Origin of the sequence: Polynucleobacter sp. es-GGE-1 (assembly GCF_018882005.1) — a bacterium.
GTDB lineage: Bacteria > Pseudomonadota > Gammaproteobacteria > Burkholderiales > Burkholderiaceae > Polynucleobacter.
Window position 1 is genome coordinate 135,351 of sequence record NZ_JACVPE010000006.1, and the last position, 22,102, is coordinate 157,452.

Here is a 22,102-nt window from a genome sequence, read left to right on the forward strand (position 1 = left end):
GTTTTAAGTAAGGTCTCAAGCGAGGTCTCAAATTTATTTAGTTCTCATAAATTTTTGGGCACGTTTTCCAGTATCTACCTCAGTGGTATAGACGCTACCCTCGGAGTCAACGGCAATGTTATGCACCCAATGAAATTCACCGGCATTTCTACCGCTTCTTCCAAATGAACTGAGCTTGCGGCCAGTCTCGCGCTCAATCACTGTGATTTCATTGTTGGTGCCATCAGCAATTAAGATGTACTTTTGATTGCTATCTGCAGGGATGAGGTCCCATACAGAGCCAGATCCTTTAGTGTCAGTCTCAAACGCCATTTCTCGAATGAATTTTCCGCTTTTCTCAAAGACTTGAATGCGATTGTTTGCTCTATCGCAAACAAATAGGGTGTTGTCCTTCATGAGGCGAACGCAATGAACTGGATTAGCAAATTGCGTTGATGTCGGATTAAAGTTTGGGATCTTTTCATCACTGGGCATGTTGCCATAAGCACCCCAGTGACGCTTATAGTTGCCAGTATTAGAATCAAACACAATCACTCGTTTGTTTAAGTAGCCATCAGCAATATAGACTTCATTTGCAATCGGATCTACATTCATGTGTGCAGGACGACCAAGCTGAGTTGTGTCGTTACTACCAAGACTTGCACTAGGCGACCCAATCTGCAGAAGAAATTTCCCTTGTTGGGTGAATTTTAAAATCATATGGTCAGCTTGATCATTGCCACCAACCCAAACATTTCCATTTGGGTCGATATAAATTCCATGTTCATTTTTTGGCCAGTTGTAGCCATTGCCAGGACCACCCCAAGCTTGCAATAAATTACCTTTTTTATCAAACTCAAGAACGGGTGGGGCTGGGATGCAACATTTTGATCTTTTAGGAGTGAGCGTTGCACCTTTTTCATCATCCGTAATGGTTAATGGGCGATGAATAATCCATACATGATCATTTTTATCGGTAGCTACGCCAGCTACTTGACCCAATATCCAATTATTGGGTAATGCTTTTGGCCAGGATGCATCTACCTTATATTCTGGGGCCTTCGCAGATGATTGGCCTTGTGAGAATGTGCTGTAACTTACAGCTACTAACGCGATGACAAGTCCGCAACGAATCATTTTTTTCATAGTAATCTCCTTAACGGCTTGCTGGTTTTGAGAGGTAATTGAGTGACTGAGCTTCGCTTTTTAGCGGTGTTACCTTATCTGGATCGAATCGGATCATCAGGTAATTGATATGGTCTGGAATTTCTGTAAACCAATGCCCTGTTCCTGCGGGTATCACCACCACATCTCCCGGCTGGAGGTTGCGTGAGATGCCATTCAGAATTTCGCTGCCATTATTTCCTGGGCCGTTGAATTCAACCACCGTTTTTTGGGTGGCTGGTCTACGTTGACGATTGGTGATGTCTGGTCCAAGAACTAATGTTCCGGAGCCGGAGATGATGTGATAGACCTCGCTAATCTGATCATGCTCTGCTACTGAGTCTGGATTTGGGGCATCAAGCTTGCCGCGATAAACCATGCCAATTCCCACCCTTGCTTTACCAATATCAATATCACGCACCTGTTGATCAATGTGACGTTCTTGAATGGCTTTTTTGGTATAGGCATTCAGCTCATCCACGGGAATAAAGGTGCCCGGACACATGTAGCAAGTTGGCTGAGGATCTGTAGGGTTCACTTTTGGCTGCGCTGCCAGTGAGGTGCAAATAAAAAATGCGGTAGCAACGTATAGGAATTTCATTTTGTCTCCATATTTTTAGCTTTTATTGCCATGGAGAGCTTACTCTTGATCGCTTGAGATAAAGCCTATTCTATGGGTTATTCCCTAGACCCAAAGCCAATAATTCCGCTCAAAAAACGCCTTTTTAATGTAAAAAGGGGCGGGTACTTTCATTTCGGAATCTTTGGCTGTACATTAAAGCTATGAGAATTTTCAGCAAGAGCAAAATCGCATTTAATATCTTATTAGACATTGCGGCTCACACAGCCCAAGGTCGTGCCATTTCTGTGCCTTTAGTTTGTCGCAGGCATCAGCTTTCTCACTCCTATCTAGAAGTCATCTTTGGTCAGCTGAGAGATGCGGGTTTCATTCGTAGTCATCGCGGTCCTGGAGGAGGCTATTCTTTAGCCAAAAAGCCTGAAGATATTTCTTTATATGATGTGCTTAGTCTGATGAACGGACAAGAGCCACTTTATGAGGATTTAGGTGTATCTCTTTGGGCCAACCTAGATGCCTATATGGATCTGCAGATGAAGCAAATTACATTATCTGACGCTCTTCAAAGATCATCTATTGTCCTTGAGCAATCTACACAAGGTCTTGGTCAAGTAAGACTTAATGCAGTCCCTAAAATTCCTGTGGCAGCAAAATCCAAGAAAGAACCTCAGAAGCTGAAGCCTCGCTTAGGCCCTAACTCAGTATTTTCATTTGGTGAGTATTTAAAATCTAAAGCATGACTGATGCTGATTTATTGAGTCTGAGGGATTCTCAATTATTGGTCAGTAAATTGTAGTTTCGCTAAGCGGGCATAAAGACCACTTCGTAGAATCAAATCGGCATGGGTTCCAGTTTCTATGATCCGTCCATTTTCCAACACAAGAATTTTATCTGCCTGCTTTACGGTAGACAGTCGATGAGCAATCACAATCGTTGTCCGGTGGTCCATCGCAGCTTCAAGCGCGCGCTGAACAAGTAATTCAGACTCAGCATCTAAGGCGCTAGTAGCTTCATCTAAGAGTAATAAGGCTGGATTCTTTAACAATACTCTAGCAATCGCAATCCGCTGTTTTTGCCCACCAGATAAGCGGATACCTCGATCTCCCAAGAAGCTTTGATAACCTTCTGGTAATTTAGAAATGAATTCATCAGCGATGGCAAGACGCGCTGCTAATATCACCTCCTCATCAGTCGCATCCATTCTGCCAAAACGAATATTTTCCATGGCGTTGTCTGAAAAAATCACAATATCCTGCGGAACAACACCGATCATTTTTCTAAGTGCTTCAAGTCGCAGATTGCGAATGTTGATGTTATTAAAAAGAATTTCTCCGCTAGTGGGATCATAGAAGCGTTGCAGGAGTTGAAAGAGCGTCGTCTTGCCGGCGCCTGATGGGCCAACAATGGCAATTCTTTCCCCAGGTTTAATTTCTAGAGAGACGTCTGATAAAACCTGATTTTGATTGGATGGATACTGAAAGCAGAGATTTTGTATTTCTACGCCAATACCTGCGGCATTGACCTGAGGTATTGATTCCACAATTACTGAGGCTTGGATAGAAGATTGAACGTTTAAGAGTTCCAGCAAGCGATCACTTGCACCAATCGCTCTTTGGGTGTCACCGATTACTTCTGAGATGCCAGCGATTGCTCCCGCAACAATCACAGCATACAAAATGAATTGAGATAATTCTCCGGCAGTAATTTGCTTATCCATCACTGCATAGGCACCAAGCCAAAGAACCAAAATAATACTGGTGAAGCCAAACAAAATAGCAACAAATGTCAGTAAGGCCCTAGCTTGTGATCGATGGATAGCCGCATCAAGAGCGGTATGAATGGATTGATCAAATCGTTGAATTTCTATTGTTTCATTGGTAAATGACTGAATAGTGGGGATGGCATTTAATTTCTCCCCTGCTAAAGCTGAGGCATCAGCAATCTTATCTTGCGAATTTCGGGAGAGCTTTCTGACTCGCCTGCCCATGATCATCGTTGGAATAATTGTGAGCAGTAGGGTTGCAAAAATTAGTACAGATAATTTTGGACTAGTGATAAACATCATCACCAGACCGCCTGCTAGTAAAAGAATGTTTCTGATCGCCATAGAGACACTAGTACCAATTAATGTCTGAATCAGAACGGTATCTGTATTGAGGCGCGAGAGTATTTCGCCGCTATGTGTAGATTCAAAGAACTCGGGGCTTTGTTTGATGACATGACTGTAGACAGCTGAGCGTATATCAGTCGTAATTTTTTCTCCCAACCAGGACACCATGTAAAAACGGAGAGAGGTTCCCAGTGCTACTAAGGCAGCAACAATAAATAGGGTTAAAAAAGTGATATTGATTTGGTTGCCACTATCCGTGTTAAAACCTAAATCAATGATTTGCCTAAAAGAGAAGGGAACGGCTAAGGTTGCGCTAGCGGCAAGTACTAGGCTAAAGATTGCCAATATAAATTGTTTTTTATATGGCTTCAAAAAGGGAAGAAGTGCTGCTAAGGTACGCAACCCACGGGGATTTGTCTTGTTACTTAGCTTGGTCATTGAAGAATCCCTAATAATTATCTATGATAGTTCACTTAGATTGGATGTGTATTTTTAGTGATACTAGGAAGATGGCAGACGACAGCCCCGCGACTCATAAAGAACCCATATATAAAAGAAGTCCCTGGCTACCTCGTGGTGGAGTGCGTAAGATTATATTTTTAGCACTCATCATATTGGGTGCTTATGGATCAACTCAACATTGGTCTTTCATTCCCTTGCTTCTGATTTCCATCATCGCATTCTCACCAAAGATATTGTTGGCCACCGCCTATTACTATGGAAAATCAGCTCTATTTCTTGGGCAAAGGTTTAGTAAGTGACTAACTCTTTCGTTCTATGAAGATCTTTTTAACTGGAGCTAGTGGTTTTGTTGGAAGTCATTTGCTTGAGTCCTTAAATGCTGCCAGGCACGAAATCATCTGCCACTTTCGTACGCCGCATGTTATTCATAGCAAACCTTCGCATAATCTTGAGATTTGGTCGGGAGACTTAAACGATATCCAAAGCTTAACGAAGAGACTTCAGGATTTTGACGTCCTGATTCATTGTGCCGCAGAGATGAGGCTTTGGAATTCAGAGCAAGCTTTGCTTGAGACTAACGTGCTGATGACAAAAAATGTTTTAGAGTCAGCTAAGCTGGCCGGTGTAAAGCAGTTTATTTACATGAGTGATGCATCGATCGCTAAAGATCCCTTGAGGCAAAATCTGAATCTTTTAGAATCTCAATCTTTACCAGCGCTGCATGACTTTCCCTATAGTCATAGCAAGTCCCAAGCAGAACAGTTGGTGCTTGATGCTGGAAATGAAGAGTTCCGAACGATAAGCCTTCGACCTGCATCCATTTGGGGTAAAGGTGATTTGGTCGACCAGAGCTTGGGCAAGGCTGCTGATCTGAATCAGTTTGGCTGGTTTGATCAGGGTGGCTACCCCTTCTCAACATGCTACATTCAAAATCTTTGCGAAGCGGTAAATAAAGCGCTTTTATCAGAGTCAACCCAAGAGAGTTTTTTTATCAGCGATGGGCAAGCAGTTCCATTTAGGCAATGGATGACCAAGAGACTCAAAGCCGGTCATTACAAGGTGCCATCTTTATCGATACCTCGCTCCTTGGCTAGGCCGTTGGCTCGGTTTACAGAAAATGGTTGGAAATACTTACCGCTTCGTGGCGAACCCCCGTTAATTAGGGAGATGGTCCATTTAATGGCGTACCCTTTTTCTGTCTCGATTCAGAAAGCCAAAGATCAGTTAGCTTATGAACCAATCTATTCCATCGAAGATGGCATGCTGGAGATGGAGAAAGCTGTTAATTTTTAGAGGGTTTACCCTAGTGTCTTGACTCTACCAAAAACGAGGTTTAAAGTTTTCGACATCAATTAGCAATCATCCATTGATGTTCTTATGCGCACAAGATATAAAACCTGAAAGGATACAGAGCATGTTTAAATTCCATGATATGAAAGACCGGATTTCTAAAATTGCAGGATTTTTTGGAATGGTCGTCAGCATTACCGTTGCTTTCTACTTGATCTTTCCTGCGGGCCAGACCCAGTCTAAATTTGCCATGTTTTTAGTTTCGCTAGGAATTGCGGTATCTCTCAGCGTGCTTACCTTTAAAGCATTGCTAAAGTCGCAACGATAAGGTTCAAACTTCACTCAATTAAAAGCCCCAAGTTGCTTAATATTTGGGGCTTTTTCTTTGGCTTGGCAATATTCCCCTTTTAGGGATAGGCTTTTTATGGGTATAAACACTTATATCTAAAAGCCCTCAAGAGCCTTTTACTAAGGCATCTATTGATTTGCGTATGACTGTATGACTACTTTTTTCTGTGCCCCGTCTGAAATTGGTTCGATGGTCCTCCATTCCCAATTCAATTCGTTCATCAAAGTCTGAGGTAAGAATTGAATTCTGTAGCCAATGAAGTGAAGATGGATTTCCAGCCCTTAAAAGAGCGTGGCCAAAGAGAAGTTTTCTGTGGCCTGACTGGGATTATCTGGTTGCATCGAAAAATTCAAGATGCATTTTTTCTGGTGGTTGGTTCTCGAACCTGCGCACACTTAATTCAGTCTGCCGCTGGGGTGATGATTTTCGCCGAACCACGTTTTGCAACAGCAATCATTGATGATCGTGATTTAGCTGGTCTTGCAGATGCTAATGATGAGTTAGACAAGGTTGTAAAGCAATTGCTAGAGCGTCGTCCTGATATCAAACTATTATTTCTAGTGGGTTCTTGCCCGTCAGAAGTCATAAAGTTAGATTTGTCGCGGGCAGCACAACGCCTTGGTAAAACATTTGCGCCAAATGTACGCATTCTGAATTATTCTGGCAGCGGTATTGAGACAACTTTTACCCAAGGGGAAGACGCTTGTTTAGCTGCGTTAGTGCAAGATCTACCCAAGTCTAATCAATCTGATGAAGTTGATTTATTGGTGGTCGGCTGTTTGGCTGATGTGGTTGAAGATCAATTTAGTCGCATCTTTAAAGACCTGGGTCTCAAGTCTTTTGCTTTTTTCCCGCCTAGGGAGTCGACGCAAAAAATCGTTGTTGGTCCAAAGACAAAGTATTTATTGGCTCAGCCATTTTTGACCGATACCGCTAGATTCTTGGAAAATTTAGGGGCTCAGAGAATTGCTGCACCTTTCCCATTGGGTGTAGAGGGAACGGAAAAATGGTTTGCAGCCGCCGCCCAGGAATTAGGTGTGCCTCCAGATATATTTGAGAAGGTCATTGCACCCCAACGTGATCGTGCCAATAAGTCACTTGCGCCGCATCGTGAGATCCTGCAAGGAAAATCCATTTTCTTCTTTCCTGACTCACAGTTAGAGATACCCTTGGCTCGTTATTTAAATAGAGAGCTTGGTATGAAATTGATGGAAGTCGGCGTTCCCTATTTGCATCGTCAGCATATGGCGGAAGAATTAACTATGTTGGATTCTCAGACGCAATTATCTGAAGGTCAAAATGTAGAAAATCAATTAGACCGTTGTCGCGCGCAACAGCCAGATATGGTTGTCTGTGGCTTGGGATTAGCGAATCCCTTGGAAGCCGAGGGCTTTACTACAAAGTGGTCGATTGAGCTTGTCTTCACACCTATTCAAGGATTTAACCAAGCAGCTGATCTTGCGGAATTATTTGCTCGCCCTTTAACGAGAAAACATAAGCTCATGATGGCGGAGACCGTATGAAATTAACGCTTTGGACTTATGAAGGACCACCCCATGTCGGAGCGATGCGCATTGCTACCGCAATGGAGAAGGTGCATTATGTTCTGCACGCTCCGCAAGGCGATACTTATGCCGATCTCCTTTTCACCATGATTGAGCGGATGAAAAAGAGACCGCCGGTCACTTACACCACTTTCCAGGCGCGTGATTTAGGTAGCGATACTGCAGAGTTATTCAAAGATGCTGCTAGATCAGCTTATGCCCGTTTTACGCCTGATTTATTGATGGTGGGCGCTTCCTGTACAGCAGAGTTGATTCAAGATGACCCTGGTGGCTTAGCCGCCGCGCTTGATTTGCCTGTACCGATCTTGCCACTGGAATTGCCGGCATATCAAAAGAAAGAAAATTGGGGCGCAGCAGAAACCTTTTATCAGATGGTTCGCCTATTAGGGCAGTCATTTATTCTGCCTCCAGGCCAACAACGTCCAGCCCGTGCAGCCAATGCAAAGCCGAGTTGTAATATTTTAGGGCCTACGGCTCTCGGTTTCCGGCATCGCGATGATGTCGAAGAAATTTCTCGTTTATTGCGTGATTTAGGAATTGAAGTCAATGTGGTTGCACCTTTAGGCGCTAACCCTGCAGATATTGCGCGTTTGCATGAAGCCGACTTTAATGTCAATTTATACCCAGAGACAGCAAACACTGCAGTCACTTGGATGAGTAGAAGCTTTGGTCAGCCTTCGACTAAAACGATTCCGATTGGATTTAAGGGTACTCAAGCTTTTATTACTGAAGTCTGCCAGTTAGCAGGTATTGAGTGTGATGTTGAAAAATTAAGTCAATCATCTAGAGCACGTTGGTATGCGTTATCGGTAGACTCAACCTATCTCACCAACAAGAGAGTCTTTATTTTTGGTGATGCAACGCATGCTATTGCTGCAGCAAAAGTAGCTGCTCATGAAATGGGCTTCAAAGTAGTTGGACTAGGCACCTATAGCCGTGAATTAGCTCGTGAAGTACGTGAGGCTGCTGCTGAATTCGGGCTTGAGGCAATCATTTCGGACGACTATTTAGAAGTTGAAGAAAAGATTACTGAACTTCAGCCAGAGTTGATCTTAGGAACCCAGATGGAGCGTCATATTGCCAAGCGCTTAAAAATACCTTGTGCAGTCATTTCGTCTCCAGTGCATGTCCAAGATTTTCCATCTCGTTATTCTCCGCAAATGGGCTTTGAAGGTGCCTGCGTATTATTTGATTCTTGGGTTCATCCTCTCATGATGGGTCTCGAAGAACATTTAATTGGCATGTTCAAAGGAGACTTTGAGTTTCATGATGGCGCGATGCCATCCCATCTTGGACATTCGACTCCCGCAAAAGAGGCCTCAGAGCATGCCCCTTCGATGATTACTGTCAAGAATGGAGCGCCTTCCTGGGAAAATGATGCTGAAAAAGAACTCAATAAAATCCCATTTTTTGTGAGAGGCAAGGCCAGAAGAAATACAGAGCGTTATGCAGTTGAGCAAGGACTTTTGAGTATTACCTTAGAAACTTTGTATGATGCAAAGGCACACTTTAAAAGTTAAATAGTGACATCTAGTCAAAAACAGTGAAAGCAATCCAAAATGAAAGCAATTAACATACCCGTTTCAGATTTTCGCAGTCCACCACCTGATGGTGAAGGAAGCCTTCAAGTTCAGCTAGATCCCAATTTGAAAATTGGTAAAGCGAAGGTCTTTGCGATTTACGGTAAGGGTGGGATTGGTAAGAGCACTACCTCATCTAACTTATCGGTTGCTTTCTCTAAATTAGGAAAACGCGTCATCCAAATTGGATGCGATCCTAAACATGATTCAACATTTACCCTCACCAAAAAGCTGATGCCTACGGTAATTGATGTGCTGGAGAAAGTGGATTTTCATTCCGAAGAGTTACGCATCGAAGATTTTGTGTATGAAGGTTATAACGGCGTGATGTGTGTAGAAGCAGGCGGACCTCCAGCAGGAACAGGTTGTGGAGGCTATGTGGTTGGGCAAACTGTGAAACTTCTGAAGGAACATCATTTACTGGACGATACCGATGTCGTGATTTTTGACGTCTTGGGCGACGTAGTTTGTGGTGGCTTTGCTGCGCCACTGCAGCATGCTGATCGCGCGCTCATCGTGACTGCCAATGACTTTGATTCTATTTTTGCGATGAATCGCATTATTCAAGCTATTGGTGCAAAAGCGAAAAACTATAACGTTCGCTTAGGTGGTGTGATTGCGAATCGCAGTAAGGATACCGATCAAATCGACAAATTCAATGAACAGGTTGGATTAAAAACGATGGCTCACTTCCCTGACTTGGATGTGATTCGTCGTAGTCGTCTTAAAAAGTCAACTTTATTTGAGATGGAGTACTCTCCTGAGCTTGAAAAAGTCCAGCAAGAGTACATGCGTTTAGCTGCAGCACTTTGGGCCGGAGCAGATCCCTTGCCTTCAATACCAATGAAGGACAGAGATATATTTGATTTACTTGGCTTTGATTAATCTGCTTAGTTAATTACTGGGCATGCCAACGAGCTTGGCTGTAATTTCCCAGAGATCTTTGCTTAATTTTTCGCTCTTGGCTTTCATAGAAAGCTCTTGGGCGAAAGGCTCTCTAATAGCTGAGTTGCGATTGCCCCAACTCCAATGAACGCCTGATTGGGTAAAGCGTGGATCTGCAACCACTTGAGCAACACGTTCTCCAGCAAGCTCTTGGCTCACATAACCCTTGGTAATGTTTTTCTGAAACCAGGGAAATATTTTTTGAAAGAGTGGCGGAGTGTCTCTAAAGAGCGCCGTCTCAGCTACACATCCAGGATATAGGGTATTAAAGATCACGCCAGTACTAGCGTGATATCTTTTTTGTAGCTCTCGATTCATGACCATATTGCATAGCTTGCTATCTTTGTATGCCTTGCCAGGTTTAAAGGGTTTTCCATTGATCATGGCAATCGGTGCTTTAAAGCCAGACATGAGACCTTCTAAAGCACCAATATCTGCGGGGGCAGGAATAGGTACTTTGCCGCCGAATTCTTCTGAGTTGGCGGTCACAGTGCCTAAGGTAATCAGACGTGCATGCTCATATTGTTTGGCAGTTTGGATTAACTTGTCCAGCAGCATTCTGCTCAGAACGTAGTGCCCAAAATAATTCGTTGCTACGCTAATTTCAAATCCTTGAGGAGAGCGGGCAGGTTCTTTTAAGAGTGGTAAATAAGTCGCCGCATTACAGAGCAAAGCGTTAAGCTTTTGACCGCTTTCATTAAAGCGTTGGACAAATGCTTTAACGCTATCGAGATTTCCAAGGTCTAGTTGCCAGATTTCATATTGGCTTGGATCAAATTGATGTGCCTTGGCGGTTAACTCCATTTTTTGAGGGTCTCGGACTGCCAGTATCAGTCGCCAATGACGAGCCAGCAGAGCTTTGGCGGCATATAAGCCAACTCCAGATGAGGCTCCAGTAATAATGGCAAGGGGTTGAGTAGTATTGGCAGGCATTTTTCTATTACAGTCTTAGTTTTGGTAGAAATTCATCATTGTTATTTTAAGGCTAGAAATCGATGCTCCTCAAAGCGTTCAAGATCATTGCTCTGGTATTAACAACCTTCATCTTTTTTGCAGCCCTCTATTTATGGGCTCCCGATAAGTCTAAAACAGAGTTAGAAAAAATGTATGGCTCTCCTAAAAATGCATATGTCAGTGCATTGGGAGTCAACATTCATTATCAAGATACTGGCCCTTCCAAAAACCCGATACCCATTCTATTTTTGCATGGCTTTGGTGCAAGTTTGCAGACTTGGGATGCTTGGTCAGAAGCTTTAAGTCAGGACTACCGTGTGATTTCTGTAGACTTGCCAGGATTTGGTCTTACCGGAGAAGATCCAAGTGGCGTCTATACCGATGAGAGAAGTGTAGAGGTGCTTGAGGCTTTCATGAAAGCGCTACAAATTCCAAAGGTGGTGTTGGTAGGCAATTCGATGGGCGGCAAGTTTGCTTGGCAATTTGCCGCGCGGTATCCGGATCAGGTTGCGAAGTTGGTGCTCATCTCACCGGATGGGTATGCTAGCCTAGGAATTGAGTACGGCAAAAAGACTGAAGTCCCTGCAATTGCTCAGCTCTATTGCTATTTCTTTTCTAAAACTTTTTTAGCAATGAACCTTGAACCAGCTTACGCGAATCCAAAAACATTAAATGATGCTTTAGTAAATCGTTACTACGACCTGATGTTAGCCCCTGGGGTAAGAGGTGCCATTTTGGCTCGTATGCAGCAAACTGTCTTACAAGATCCAGTGCCCTCTTTGACCAATATCAAAGCACCAACTTTATTGATCTGGGGTGAGCAAGATGCTTTTATCCCGATTGCAAATTCAAACGATTACTTGAAGGTAATGCCTAATGTGAAGAGAGTATCCTTGCCTAATATTGGCCACTTGCCACAAGAAGAGCAACCTACAATTGGACTTCAGGCACTCAAAGAGTTCTTATAAGCAATGAAACGAATACCCTCAGATTGGCCCAATCGACAACATAGTAGTACCGTCTCTGTTGGAGGTTTAGATTGGCATGTGCAACTCACTGGTAAGGGCCCTGTTGTTTTGTTATTGCATGGTACTGGTAGCTCAACCCATTCTTGGTCTGATCTGATTCCTCTGTTAGAAGCCGATGCACAAGTCTTAGTGCCGGATTTACCAGGACATGCTTTTACCTTAGGCGCAAAATTAGAAGACTTAACACTTGATGAAATAGCAAACTCTTTACAGCTACTCATTGAGCAATTAGGGATTGAAGCACCCTCGATCGTAGTCGGGCATTCTGCTGGCGCACCTTTAGCATTGCGTTTTGCCGTAGGTTCATCAAAGCCACCTAAGCTAGTGATTGCTTTGAATCCCTCTTTTATACCGCCGCCAACTGTGTACACTAGTTTCTTTGGACCACTCTTAGGTCCCATTACCCGATCCTCAACGCTTTCTAGCTTGCTTGCTTCACTTTCACCTAGTTTAGGAATGGTCGATAAGCTGCTAGACTCAACGAATACGATTTTGCCGGAGACTCGCAGAGTTTATTACCGTAAACTCTTTGAGCGTTCAGAACATGTACGCGGCTCCATGAATTTCATGGCAGCAGCAGATATTCACAAAGTTTTAGTTGAAGCAAATTTATATCGCGGTAAATTAATTTGCGTCTTAGGTAATCAGGATGCGTGGATTCCAGTAAAACCTTTAGAAAAGATTATTCTGGATTATTTTCCTGCTGCAGAGATTGTGAAATGGGAAGGTGGTCACATCATGCATGAGCTGGAGCCGAACAAAGTGGCACAACTGATTCTCGAAGGCTTGAAGACTGAGTCTGGCGATTAAGCCTTTTTCAGGCCTTGCATGATCGCTTGTGAAACCTCATTAGCGCCTGCATTCGGTAGTGGCAAGTACATAGACCCCAGCATTGCAGCCATGGCTTTACCTTCGTCTCGAGCTTGCGGTGAAGTATCAATCCATAAGGACTTAAAAGAGTAATGAGATGCAGCACGTGCTGACTGCTGCGCATCTTCCATTGCCTTTGGTCTTCCAGGAGAGCCATCTTTAGCAATATTGGCTCGGCCATCCGTTAAGAAGACTAAGGCGGGGGTAAGTCCTTTTCGCATCGATGCGCTAGCAACTTCAAAAGATTCATCAATCGCACGTGATAAGGGGGTCCCGCCACCGCCAGGCAGACCACTGAGGGCTCGTTTAGCCTTGACTAATGAACGCGTAGGGGCGAGGACGAGTTCGGCAGCACTACCTCTAAATGACATCACTGCTACCTGATCTCGTCTTACGTAGCATTCGGCTAATAGCAATTCCACTGCACCCTTCGCTTCTGCAAGGCGATGCATCGCGGAGGAGCCAGATGCATCTACGATAAACATCGTTAAGGTTTGAGTGCGCTCTTGATAGCGCTTAATCCGAAAATCTTCTTTGCGAATCAAAATTTTCCCAAGAGGGATTGTTTTGCCAGCTGCCTTCATTTCTGCTCTGCGTACAGCTTGCCAAGGAACAGCAGCATGCAGCGTATCAATGATGCTCAGAGTTTTGCCACCCTCGGGCATGCCGGGTATATTTCCGAGTGGACGACCACGTATGCGGCCGACTTTGATAGCGCCAGTTTTGCCACCCATACCTTTAGGTGTTTTTAAGTCAGCTAAATCTGCCAAGCGCGCCAAGAGGTCTGCAGGGATTGCTGCTTGAGCGGCTTCTAAAATTTCATCTTCAAGCGCTTGTGGATTTTCTGCATTATTTTCCTGTTCCTCCCCCTCATCTTCATTCCTGTCCTGGTCTTCACTCGGATCGGGTGGAGGCGGCGGCTCTTGATCTAAGGGATCTTGCTCACTTTCAGGTTGTTCATCTGACTCTGGTTCAGGTGGAATCTCTTCCTCTTCGGGCGGAGCACTTTGCGGCAGTCTCGTAGCGCGTGGGGATAAAACTAATGCAATCGCTTGTTGCAAATGCATGCTAGTCACTTCATCTTCTCTATCAAAAGCTGCTAAACACTTCGCAGTATTCATAGCCAGATTAAGGGCACGTATCGATATCACCCCCAACTGTTCAGCAACACCAACTAATGCATTGAGACTATCTTCACTCACAGTGACTGCAGAGAAGTTTTCACGTGCATATTGAAGTGTTTGGGCATCAGGCAGAAAATCATCATCAGTTTCTGGTAGATCTCTCCAGCCGAGAATATCGAGGTTCAACAGAAATGCGGTTCTCTGCCGAATTTTTTCATTGGGTTGTTCGTCATCTTCGATACCCTCATCCAAAGCCACAACTCCAAATTGACTTTCAATTCTGCGGCTTTGACCATCACGCTCAATTGCAATAAATCCATTATCCAAAGCACTTACCACTTTCGCTACAGCGCCTACTTCAACCCTCTCTGCCATTGGCATGAGTAATAACTGTTGATCGCATTGCGCGAGGAGTCCCTGCCTGAGAACGGCTTTGCCTGTGCGTAGTGTTTGATCGAGATCGATACCACCAATCAGATTTTCATCTGAGATGCCAAGAGGCATTTTGCGTAAAGGCAGGCGCATACCTCCCAATTGAGCGACGGTATTGAGATAGCTTAGCCAACGATCTCTGACTGGTCCTGAGCGTGCACGCAAAATTACGCCACCCAAACCATGCGGATGAATAGCTAAGAGTTGGGCAACCTGGAGCGCCCGCAACCAAGTTTCGAGTTTGGTGCTCTTACTAATCTCTTGCGTTTGTGCTAGATTTTCCAAAAGACAGTATTTGCTGATTGAGTATTTTTACTTACTTTTTTCAGGAAACAATTCTTCTAAAGCTCTTTTGACTCGAACGGCAGAGCTAGAGTCATCCAAAGGATTGCGTCTGAGTCGATGCTGTAAGGCGGGTACTGCTATCTTTTTCAGATGCTCGATCGTTACCTGATTTTTTCCGCAGAGTGCGGCATAAGCTCGAGTTGCGCGCAGCAGGGTTAACTCCCCACGTAGACCATCAGTTCCTAGGTGACTGCAAAGCTGGGTTACTTTTTCGAGCATCGCATCATCCACTTTGACTGAAGGCAATTTCTTTTTCCCAGCTTGAATTTGCTGTCGAATGATGTCATCTTCTTTTTCCCAAGTCTCCATGAACTTCGCTTGATTGCGCTCAAACTCATCGCGTCGTTTGATAATTTCTACTCGAGACTTTGATTCTTGAGGAGTCTTCACTTCAACAGCAAGACCAAAGCGATCGAGTAGTTGTGGACGTAATTCACCTTCCTCTGGGTTACCACTGCCGACTAGAACAAATTTTGCAGGGTGACGAATACTGAGACCCTCTCTTTCGACCACGTTGGCTCCAGAAGCAGCAACGTCGATTAATAAGTCGACTAAGTGGTCTTCTAAAAGATTCACTTCGTCTATATACAGGAAGCCTCGATGTGCTTTAGCAAGAAGGCCGGGTTCATATGCTTTTTCTCCGGAGCTCAGTGCTTTTTCGATATCTAATGCGCCAATAACCCGATCTTCCGTAGCGCCCAATGGCAAGTCCACTACTGGCACTGCTTTCTTAATGGCTTTGAGTTTTCCACCAACCTTGAGCTTGGCTCTTAATTCATCGCATACAGGACAAGTTCCTGGTGCAGCATTCGGATCACAGGCATATACACAATCTTGAACTGAGCTCATCTCCGGAAGCAATGCTGCAAGTGCACGAACTGCCGTGGATTTTCCTGTACCACGGTCGCCCATCACTAATACTCCCCCAACACTGGAATCGAGTGCCGCAATCAAGATTGCCAGCTTCATATCCTCTTGCCCAACAATTGCAGAGAAAGGGTAATTACGTGCCATTCAGATTCCTTGAAATTGTTTAATACGAGCCTAATGAATTGATTTATTGCATAGCAGCAAATCAATTGATGAGTGCTCAATTCTTTAAATATACTGGTATTGAGTTTTTATTAGGAGATACCCTTAAAGGATAGTTTTGAGGCGAAATAGGTGTCTAATTTGGTTGACAGTATTGTAGGATTCTTCAAGAATCAATCAGAGATAGAAAGTAAAAACTAAAAAGTAAATTTTTTTAAATTTAATCTTTTTAATAACACTTATTGAATGCTTACCAAAACAAAATCTTCCAATATGCATGAGCCTATTAAGTTAGTGCTTGTGACGATGGATACTCATTTAAATAGCGCTGCAAACCGTGCCTATGAGGATCTCAAGAAGACTATTCCGGGAGCAACGCTGAGCATCCATTCAGCCAGTGAATTTGCCGGTAATCCAGAGCATTTACAACACTGTAAGGACGACATTGCTAGTGGCGACATCGTGATTGCCACCATGTTGTTCCTAGAGGATCACTATTTACCAATTTTGGAAGATCTTAAAGCAAGGCGAGACCATTGTGATGCCATGGTTTGTGCCATGTCTGCAGGAGACGTTACTAAGTTAACGAAAATTGGCAAGCTCGATATGAGTCAACCAGCCAGTGGCTTGATGGCCATGCTGAAAAAGCTCCGTCCAAGCGCAAAAGACAAAGATGGCAATAGCAAGAGTTCGACTGCTGGCGCAAAGCAAATGAAGATGTTGCGTGTGATTCCGCAAATGCTGCGCTTTGTGCCTGGAACTGCTCAAGACCTCAGGGCTTATTTCTTGTCATTGCAGTATTGGCTGGGTGGTTCTCAAGAGAACATGTACAACATGATGGTTAATCTGATTAATCGTTATGCAGCTGGTTCACGTGAGGTCTTGCGTAAAAATGCGAAGGCCCTTGATCCAGTCGAATATCCAGATTCTGGGGTGTATCACCCACGCATGAAAAATCGCTTGAGTAGTAATTTAAGTGATTTGCCTAAGGTAGTGCCAGATGCAAAAGCGCGCGGAAGAGTCGGACTTTTGGTTCTGCGTTCTTACTTGGTCTCTGGTAACAGTGGTCACTATGATCCGGTCATTGCCGCATTAGAAGCGCAAGGTTTACAAGTAGTGCCTGCTTTTGCGGCCGGTTTAGATGCTCGCCCAGCTATTGATGATTACTTTACAAAAGAGGGCAAGCCAACGATTGATGTCATGGTTTCTCTAACAGGCTTCTCTTTGGTGGGTGGACCAGCCTATAACGACGCTCATGCGGCTGAAGAGGTGTTGGCTAAATTAGATATTCCTTATATTGCGGCTCACCCTGTTGAGTTTCAAAATCTTGAGCAGTGGGGAGGTTCTGAGCGTGGTTTGCTCCCTGTAGAGAGCACCATCATGGTTGCGATCCCTGAACTAGATGGCTCAACCATTCCGATGGTGTATGGTGGGCGACCCGGTGCATCTGGTACCACCTGTACAGGTTGCCATAAGCAGTGTTCATTTACAGATGACCATAATCCACAGGATATGTTTACCTGCACCGAGCGTGTTGGAATGCTGGCCGCACGGGTTGGAAAGTTAGTTGACTTGCGTCGTTCGGAGCGTGCGCAACGTAAGGTTGGCATTGTATTGTTCAATTTCCCACCGAATGCCGGCAATATTGGTAGCGCTGCTTACTTGAGCGTCTTCCAATCGGTCCAAAATTTATTAATTGGCATGAAGGAGCGTGGCTACACCGTTGACGTTCCCAAGTCCGTAGATGAGTTGCGTGATTCAATCTTAAAAGGTAATGCCCAGCAGTATGGCGCAGATGCAAACGTGCACACCTTAATTCCTGTAGATGATCATGTTCGGCGTGAACCTTGGTTAAAAGAAATTGAAGCGCAATGGGGTCCAGCTCCAGGTAAGCAACTCTCTAACGGAAGCTCCATCTTTGTCCTTGGTAAGCAGTTTGGCAATGTACTGATTTCAGTACAACCTTCGTTTGGTTATGAAGGTGATCCGATGCGCTTGCTATTTGAACGTGGTTTTGCGCCAACCCATGCATTCTCTGCTTACTATCGTTACTTGCGGGAAGACTTTGCTGCTACAGCAGTCATTCACTTTGGTACGCATGGCGCATTAGAGTTCATGCCTGGTAAGCAAACTGGCATGAGTGGCGCATGTTGGCCAGACCGTTTAATCAATGATCTGCCTAATATTTATTTGTATGCATCGAACAATCCTTCTGAGGGCGCGATTGCTAAACGCCGCTCTGGTGCAACCCTGATTAGTTACCTTACTCCGCCAGTAACGCAAGCCGGTTTATATGCCGGCTTGGCTGATCTCAAAGCATCGATTGAGCGCTTTAGATCTTTAGATGTTGATGCAAATCAGGAGCGGATAGATTTGGGAGATCTGATTCAGGCCCAAGCAGCAGAGATTGATCTATGCAAAGCCGAGCCTGTCTGGGATAAAACAGATCTAGATGGTTTGCAAAATATCGTCAGTAATCTCTTTAATGAATTACTCGAGCTCGAGTACACCTTAATTCCTCATGGCTTGCATGTGGTTGGTGCTGTGCCACCTTTAGCTGAGCGCTTTGGATTATTAAAAGCGATGGCTGATGTAGCTCTGGATCATCCAGTTGAAGATGCGGTGGTAGAAGCCCTGACGAATGGTGAGAAGTTTGACAAAGTGATTGATGCTCATCCTAAGCTATTAGAGCTTGGTACTCGCGAGATATTAGAAGATTTGTTTGGCAAGATGGTGCAGTCCAATGAGTTGATGTCTGCAGAGACTGAAGTGGCTGGTATGTTAGATGCGTTAGATGGACGCTTTATTCGCCCAGCAGCTGGTGGCGATGTGATGCGCAATCCTGAAGTATTGCCAACGGGTCGCAACCTACATGGCTTTGATCCATTCCGTATTCCCAGCGTATTTGCCGTGAAAGATGGGGCTAAACAGGCTCAGCGCATTTTGGATAAATACCAAGAAGATGGCAACTCACTTCCAGAATCGATTGCGATGGTTTTGTGGGGCAGTGATAACTTGAAATCTGAAGGCGGTCAAATTGGTCAAGCGCTTGCATTGATGGGCGCAAAACCACGCTTCGATAGTTATGGTCGTCTAGCAGGCGCACAATTAATTCCTTTAAGTGAGCTGGGTCGTCCAAGGGTTGACGTAGTCATTACCTTGTCTGGCATATTCCGCGATTTACTACCTTTGCAAATTAAGTTGCTAGCTGAGGCAGCATTTATGGCAGCTTCTGCGGAAGATGAGCCGCTGGAACAAAACTTTATTCGTAGGCATGCTTTGGCTTACCAAAAAGAACATGGTTGTGATTTAGAAACAGCTTCATTGCGTGTTTATGGAAACGCCGATGGCGCTTATGGTTCTAACGTTAGCAATATGGTTGAAAACAGCGTGTGGGAAGAGGAAGATGAATTAGCTGAAACCTACACCCGTAGAAAAGGTTTTGCTTTCGGACGCGCTGGTGTACCGATTCAAAATAACGCTTTGTTAAAGAGCGTTTTATCCGATGTGCAAATGACTTATCAAAATCTTGACTCGATGGAGTTAGGTGTAACAACAATTGATAACTACTTTGATACCTTGGGCGGAATTACGAGAGCAGTGAAGCGTGCCAAGGGTGGTGCCGACGTCCCAGTCTTTATTGGTGATCAGACAAAAGGTGAGGGTGCAGTCAGAACACTCTCTGAACAAGTTTCTCTAGAAACTCGTACTCGGATGCTCAATCCAAAATGGTACGAAGGCATGTTGGAAAGTGGTTATGAGGGTGTGCGACAAATTGAGGTGCATATCACCAACACCATGGGCTGGTCTGCGACTACGGGTCAAGTGCAGCCTTGGGTCTATAAGCAGTTAACAGAGACTTTTATGCTGAACCCTGAAATGCGTGAGCGTTTAGCAAAACTAAATCCTACTGCTGCTGCTCGTTTAGCGAATCGTTTGACTGAAGCGTCGCAAAGAAATTACTGGCAGCCTGAGCCAGAAATGCTCAAAGCGATGCAAGAGGCTAATGACGAGCTAGAGGATCGCTTAGAGGGCATTTACGACAATAACTCTTTAGCGGCTTAATGATTTTCAGTGGCTAAAACTCTTTCTTAAACACAATACTTGAATACAAAATTTAATATGAGCATATTAGAGCGAATTAATCAAAGTCTTGAGGATGCGATGCATTTGGCTCAATCCAAACAGGGGCCACAGCTCTTGCAAGAGGCAATGCATTACTCAGTGTTTCCAGGCGGAGCCAGAATTCGTCCGCAATTATGTTTAGCTGTTGCTGCAGCGTGTGGTGATGATGATCCTGCTTTATCAAATGCGGCTGCTAGTGCCATTGAATTATTGCATTGTGCATCTTTAGTGCATGATGATTTACCTTGCTTTGACGATGCAGAGTTACGACGTGGCAGACCCTCTGTGCACGCTGCCTATGGCGAGCGTATTGCAGTACTCGCTGGAGATGCACTCATTGTGTTGGCATTTCAGTGCTTAGCTAGTTCTGGTACACGCTCTATCTTCCGCTTGGGCCCTCTCATGAATACGATTGCGATGAGTGTCGGTTCACCCCATGGAATTGTTGCAGGTCAAGCGTGGGAGTGTGAGCCAAAAGTCGATTTGAGCGACTATCAACGTGCTAAAACAGGCTCTTTGTTCGAGGCAGCAACTGCTGCTGGTGCACAAGCAGCCGGTGCTGATGCTGCCACCTGGAGGCCACTTGGTGAATGGCTCGGTGAGGCTTATCAAGTAGCAGATGACATACGTGATGTCGTAGCTGATCAAGCAGAATTAGGAAAGCCTGCTGGCCAGGATATAGCTCATGATCGTCCGAGCTCTGCTAGGGATTTGGGTCTTAGTGGTGCCGTGCAACGCTTTGATGAATTAGTAAGGAAGGCTATTGCCTCTATACCACATTGCAAAGGTGAGAAGATGTTACGTGCTCTTGTTACTCAAGAATCTGAACGTCTTGTGCCTTCTGATTGGTTTAAAGATGCAAAAAGAAAAATTTTATTTCGTCAAACCAGTCATTCTTAATCCCATTACCACTCTTAATTAATTTCTGAATTGCCATTCATGGAAATTTTCTTCGATTGGCGAAATCGACTCATTGCTTCACCCAGCTTTCAGCGCTGGGCTACACGCTTCCCCCTTACTCGCTGGTTAGTCAAAAAACAAGCATCCGATATTTTTGATTTAATGGCTGGGTTTGTTTATACCCAAGTCCTATTAGCCTGCACTCAAATCAACCTGTTTGATATTTTGGCGAAGGGCGCTCTCAGTTTTGATGAACTGCAACAACAAATCCCATTAAAACCTGCTGGCCTGAGGCGCTTATTGGATGCAGCTGTTGCTATTGAGTTGCTTGTAAAACGTAGCGAAGATCGTTATGCCCTCAGCATGAAGAGCGCCCCATTGGTTGGAAATATTGCTATTTTGGATATGGTTAAACACCATGCCGATTTTTATCGTGATCTCGCTGACCCAATCGCGCTCTTGCAGGGCGATACCAGTTCTGCTTCGCTCAACGAATACTGGCCCTATATCACTTCTGAAAAGGGTGCTGCACCAGAAAACTTGTCTGCTGAAAAGGTTGCCGCTTACTCCAAATTGATGGCGCATACGCAATCACTGGTAACGGATGAAATTATCGATGCCTATTCTATGGGTAAGCATCAAACGGTTCTTGATATTGGTGGTGGGCAGGGCGCCTTTATTAAAAGGTTGGCCGCGCGTTACCCTCATTTGCAGTTCAAATTATTTGACATCCCTGGAGTAGCAGAGCTCTCCAATGCTCACTTCAAAGACATTGGACTTTCTGGGCGCGCGCAAGCGATTGGCGGTAACTTTTTTCAAGATCCCTTGCCAAGAGGGTGCGATCTTGCCACCCTGGTGCGGGTTATTTTTGATCATGATGATGCTCGCGTAAGGCAGTTACTAGCCAATGTATTTGATGCCCTTAATCCTGGCGGCACTTTATTGCTAGCAGAGCCAATGGCTGAGACCAAAGGTTTTGAGGCAATGGGTCACGCCTATTTTGGTTTTTATTTGTTGGCAATGGGTAGGGGCAGACCGAGAACTGAAATTGAAATAAGACGCTTACTGGGCGATGCAGGTTTTACTGGTATTCAATTATTAAATTCCTATATGCCCTTAAATGCACAAATATTGCAGTGCAGTAAACCTGCTCTTTAGGGTACGTAAGACGCACCTCAAAAACATATCCATAGAAGTCTCTCTAAATACTCAATTTAGTAGAGAAAACCCCTAGATGACAAGTGGGCAATTAAGGATTAAAAACTAAAGTG

At 44.5% G+C, this 22,102-nt stretch carries 17 protein-coding genes; 11 read left to right on the forward strand and 6 right to left on the reverse strand.

The features are described from left to right. Positions 1-33: 33 nt before the first annotated feature. A complete protein-coding gene (locus ICN35_RS05610) occupies positions 34-1,125 on the reverse strand; it encodes a two-component regulator propeller domain-containing protein (protein ID WP_216125021.1) in 1,092 nt (363 codons plus the stop codon). A gap of 10 nt (positions 1,126-1,135) precedes the next feature. Continuing rightward, positions 1,136-1,744 carry a hypothetical protein gene (locus ICN35_RS05615; protein ID WP_216125023.1) on the reverse strand — a complete coding sequence of 203 codons (609 nt, stop codon included), beginning with the start codon at positions 1,742-1,744 and terminating at the stop codon, positions 1,136-1,138. Between the two features lie 182 nt (positions 1,745-1,926). Here ICN35_RS05615 and ICN35_RS05620 point away from each other — a divergent pair, with 182 nt between their 5' ends. Next, positions 1,927-2,460, forward strand: coding sequence for an Rrf2 family transcriptional regulator (locus tag ICN35_RS05620; RefSeq protein WP_215295361.1), 534 nt, complete (start codon positions 1,927-1,929; stop codon positions 2,458-2,460). A gap of 35 nt (positions 2,461-2,495) precedes the next feature. Here the strand turns inward: ICN35_RS05620 and ICN35_RS05625 are convergent, their stop codons facing one another. After that, positions 2,496-4,268 (reverse strand): ABC transporter transmembrane domain-containing protein, encoded by a 1,773-nt coding sequence (locus tag ICN35_RS05625; protein ID WP_216125025.1) that lies wholly within the window; start codon positions 4,266-4,268, stop codon positions 2,496-2,498. 339 nt (positions 4,269-4,607) lie between these two features. Between ICN35_RS05625 and ICN35_RS05630 the strand changes: the two genes are divergently transcribed. The 5 genes from ICN35_RS05630 to bchL all read left to right on the forward strand — a co-directional run bounded on the left by ICN35_RS05630 (position 4,608) and on the right by bchL (position 9,961). Next, positions 4,608-5,585, forward strand: coding sequence for an NAD(P)-dependent oxidoreductase (locus tag ICN35_RS05630; protein ID WP_216125038.1), 978 nt, complete (start codon positions 4,608-4,610; stop codon positions 5,583-5,585). A gap of 121 nt (positions 5,586-5,706) precedes the next feature. Continuing rightward, on the forward strand, positions 5,707-5,910 hold the full coding sequence (locus tag ICN35_RS05635) for a hypothetical protein (RefSeq protein ID WP_215295355.1): 204 nt from the start codon (positions 5,707-5,709) through the stop codon (positions 5,908-5,910). Positions 5,911-6,170: 260 nt separating this feature from the next. Then, entirely contained in the window at positions 6,171-7,454 is a 1,284-nt protein-coding gene (locus ICN35_RS05640) for a ferredoxin:protochlorophyllide reductase (ATP-dependent) subunit N (RefSeq protein ID WP_255535726.1), read from the forward strand. Continuing rightward, complete coding sequence (gene bchB, locus ICN35_RS05645; protein WP_216125040.1) at positions 7,451-9,016, forward strand: ferredoxin:protochlorophyllide reductase (ATP-dependent) subunit B; 1,566 nt, start codon at positions 7,451-7,453, stop codon at positions 9,014-9,016. Before ICN35_RS05640 ends, bchB begins: the two co-directional genes overlap by 4 nt. A 39-nt stretch (positions 9,017-9,055) precedes the next feature. Further along, a complete protein-coding gene (gene bchL, locus ICN35_RS05650; RefSeq protein WP_215295351.1) occupies positions 9,056-9,961 on the forward strand; it encodes a ferredoxin:protochlorophyllide reductase (ATP-dependent) iron-sulfur ATP-binding protein in 906 nt (301 codons plus the stop codon). A 9-nt stretch (positions 9,962-9,970) separates the two neighbouring features. On the opposite strand, the gene ICN35_RS05655 is transcribed toward bchL, so the two are convergent. After that, the gene (locus tag ICN35_RS05655; protein WP_216125042.1) at positions 9,971-10,954 is read right to left on the reverse strand and encodes a protochlorophyllide reductase; all 984 of its coding nucleotides are present in this window, start codon (positions 10,952-10,954) and stop codon (positions 9,971-9,973) included. Between the two features lie 62 nt (positions 10,955-11,016). On the opposite strand from ICN35_RS05655, the gene ICN35_RS05660 reads away from it, so the two are divergent. Together ICN35_RS05660 and bchO are read left to right on the forward strand one after the other, a co-directional pair. Continuing rightward, positions 11,017-11,943: an alpha/beta fold hydrolase gene (locus ICN35_RS05660; protein ID WP_216125044.1), complete on the forward strand. Its 927-nt coding sequence runs from the start codon at positions 11,017-11,019 to the stop codon at positions 11,941-11,943. 3 nt (positions 11,944-11,946) lie between these two features. Beyond that, positions 11,947-12,813, forward strand: coding sequence for an alpha/beta fold hydrolase BchO (bchO, locus tag ICN35_RS05665; protein ID WP_216125047.1), 867 nt, complete (start codon positions 11,947-11,949; stop codon positions 12,811-12,813). On the opposite strand, the gene ICN35_RS05670 is transcribed toward bchO, so the two are convergent. Continuing rightward, positions 12,810-14,714, reverse strand: a complete 1,905-nt coding sequence (locus tag ICN35_RS05670) for a magnesium chelatase subunit D (protein WP_216125055.1) — start codon at positions 14,712-14,714, stop codon at positions 12,810-12,812. The two genes, bchO and ICN35_RS05670, sit on opposite strands and share 4 nt — an antisense overlap. A 27-nt stretch (positions 14,715-14,741) precedes the next feature. Further along, a complete protein-coding gene (bchI, locus tag ICN35_RS05675) occupies positions 14,742-15,788 on the reverse strand; it encodes a magnesium chelatase ATPase subunit I (RefSeq protein WP_216125057.1) in 1,047 nt (348 codons plus the stop codon). Positions 15,789-16,052: 264 nt separating this feature from the next. Here bchI and ICN35_RS05680 point away from each other — a divergent pair, with 264 nt between their 5' ends. The 3 genes from ICN35_RS05680 to ICN35_RS05690 are packed head-to-tail and all read left to right on the forward strand — an operon-like array spanning position 16,053 to position 21,989. Next, positions 16,053-19,871, forward strand: a complete 3,819-nt coding sequence (locus ICN35_RS05680) for a magnesium chelatase subunit H (protein WP_216125067.1) — start codon at positions 16,053-16,055, stop codon at positions 19,869-19,871. Between the two features lie 57 nt (positions 19,872-19,928). Beyond that, complete coding sequence (locus ICN35_RS05685) at positions 19,929-20,831, forward strand: polyprenyl synthetase family protein (protein ID WP_215318464.1); 903 nt, start codon at positions 19,929-19,931, stop codon at positions 20,829-20,831. Positions 20,832-20,870: 39 nt separating this feature from the next. Further along, positions 20,871-21,989, forward strand: a complete 1,119-nt coding sequence (locus ICN35_RS05690) for a methyltransferase (RefSeq protein WP_216125069.1) — start codon at positions 20,871-20,873, stop codon at positions 21,987-21,989. Positions 21,990-22,102 lie beyond the last annotated feature (113 nt).

What these genes read in the sequence shown, in the direction of transcription:
- ICN35_RS05610 (WP_216125021.1), bottom strand. Translation starts at nt 1,125, where the DNA reads ATGAAAAAAATGATTCGTTGCGGACTTGTCATCGCGTTAGTAGCTGTA.
- ICN35_RS05615 (WP_216125023.1), bottom strand. Translation starts at nt 1,744, where the DNA reads ATGAAATTCCTATACGTTGCTACCGCATTTTTTATTTGCACCTCACTG.
- ICN35_RS05620 (WP_215295361.1), top strand. Translation starts at nt 1,927, where the DNA reads ATGAGAATTTTCAGCAAGAGCAAAATCGCATTTAATATCTTATTAGAC.
- ICN35_RS05625 (WP_216125025.1), bottom strand. Translation starts at nt 4,268, where the DNA reads ATGACCAAGCTAAGTAACAAGACAAATCCCCGTGGGTTGCGTACCTTA.
- ICN35_RS05630 (WP_216125038.1), top strand. Translation starts at nt 4,608, where the DNA reads ATGAAGATCTTTTTAACTGGAGCTAGTGGTTTTGTTGGAAGTCATTTG.
- ICN35_RS05635 (WP_215295355.1), top strand. Translation starts at nt 5,707, where the DNA reads ATGTTTAAATTCCATGATATGAAAGACCGGATTTCTAAAATTGCAGGA.
- bchB (WP_216125040.1), top strand. Translation starts at nt 7,451, where the DNA reads ATGAAATTAACGCTTTGGACTTATGAAGGACCACCCCATGTCGGAGCG.
- bchL (WP_215295351.1), top strand. Translation starts at nt 9,056, where the DNA reads ATGAAAGCAATTAACATACCCGTTTCAGATTTTCGCAGTCCACCACCT.
- ICN35_RS05655 (WP_216125042.1), bottom strand. Translation starts at nt 10,954, where the DNA reads ATGCCTGCCAATACTACTCAACCCCTTGCCATTATTACTGGAGCCTCA.
- ICN35_RS05660 (WP_216125044.1), top strand. Translation starts at nt 11,017, where the DNA reads ATGCTCCTCAAAGCGTTCAAGATCATTGCTCTGGTATTAACAACCTTC.
- bchO (WP_216125047.1), top strand. Translation starts at nt 11,947, where the DNA reads ATGAAACGAATACCCTCAGATTGGCCCAATCGACAACATAGTAGTACC.
- bchI (WP_216125057.1), bottom strand. Translation starts at nt 15,788, where the DNA reads ATGGCACGTAATTACCCTTTCTCTGCAATTGTTGGGCAAGAGGATATG.
- ICN35_RS05680 (WP_216125067.1), top strand. Translation starts at nt 16,053, where the DNA reads ATGCTTACCAAAACAAAATCTTCCAATATGCATGAGCCTATTAAGTTA.
- ICN35_RS05685 (WP_215318464.1), top strand. Translation starts at nt 19,929, where the DNA reads ATGAGCATATTAGAGCGAATTAATCAAAGTCTTGAGGATGCGATGCAT.
- ICN35_RS05690 (WP_216125069.1), top strand. Translation starts at nt 20,871, where the DNA reads ATGGAAATTTTCTTCGATTGGCGAAATCGACTCATTGCTTCACCCAGC.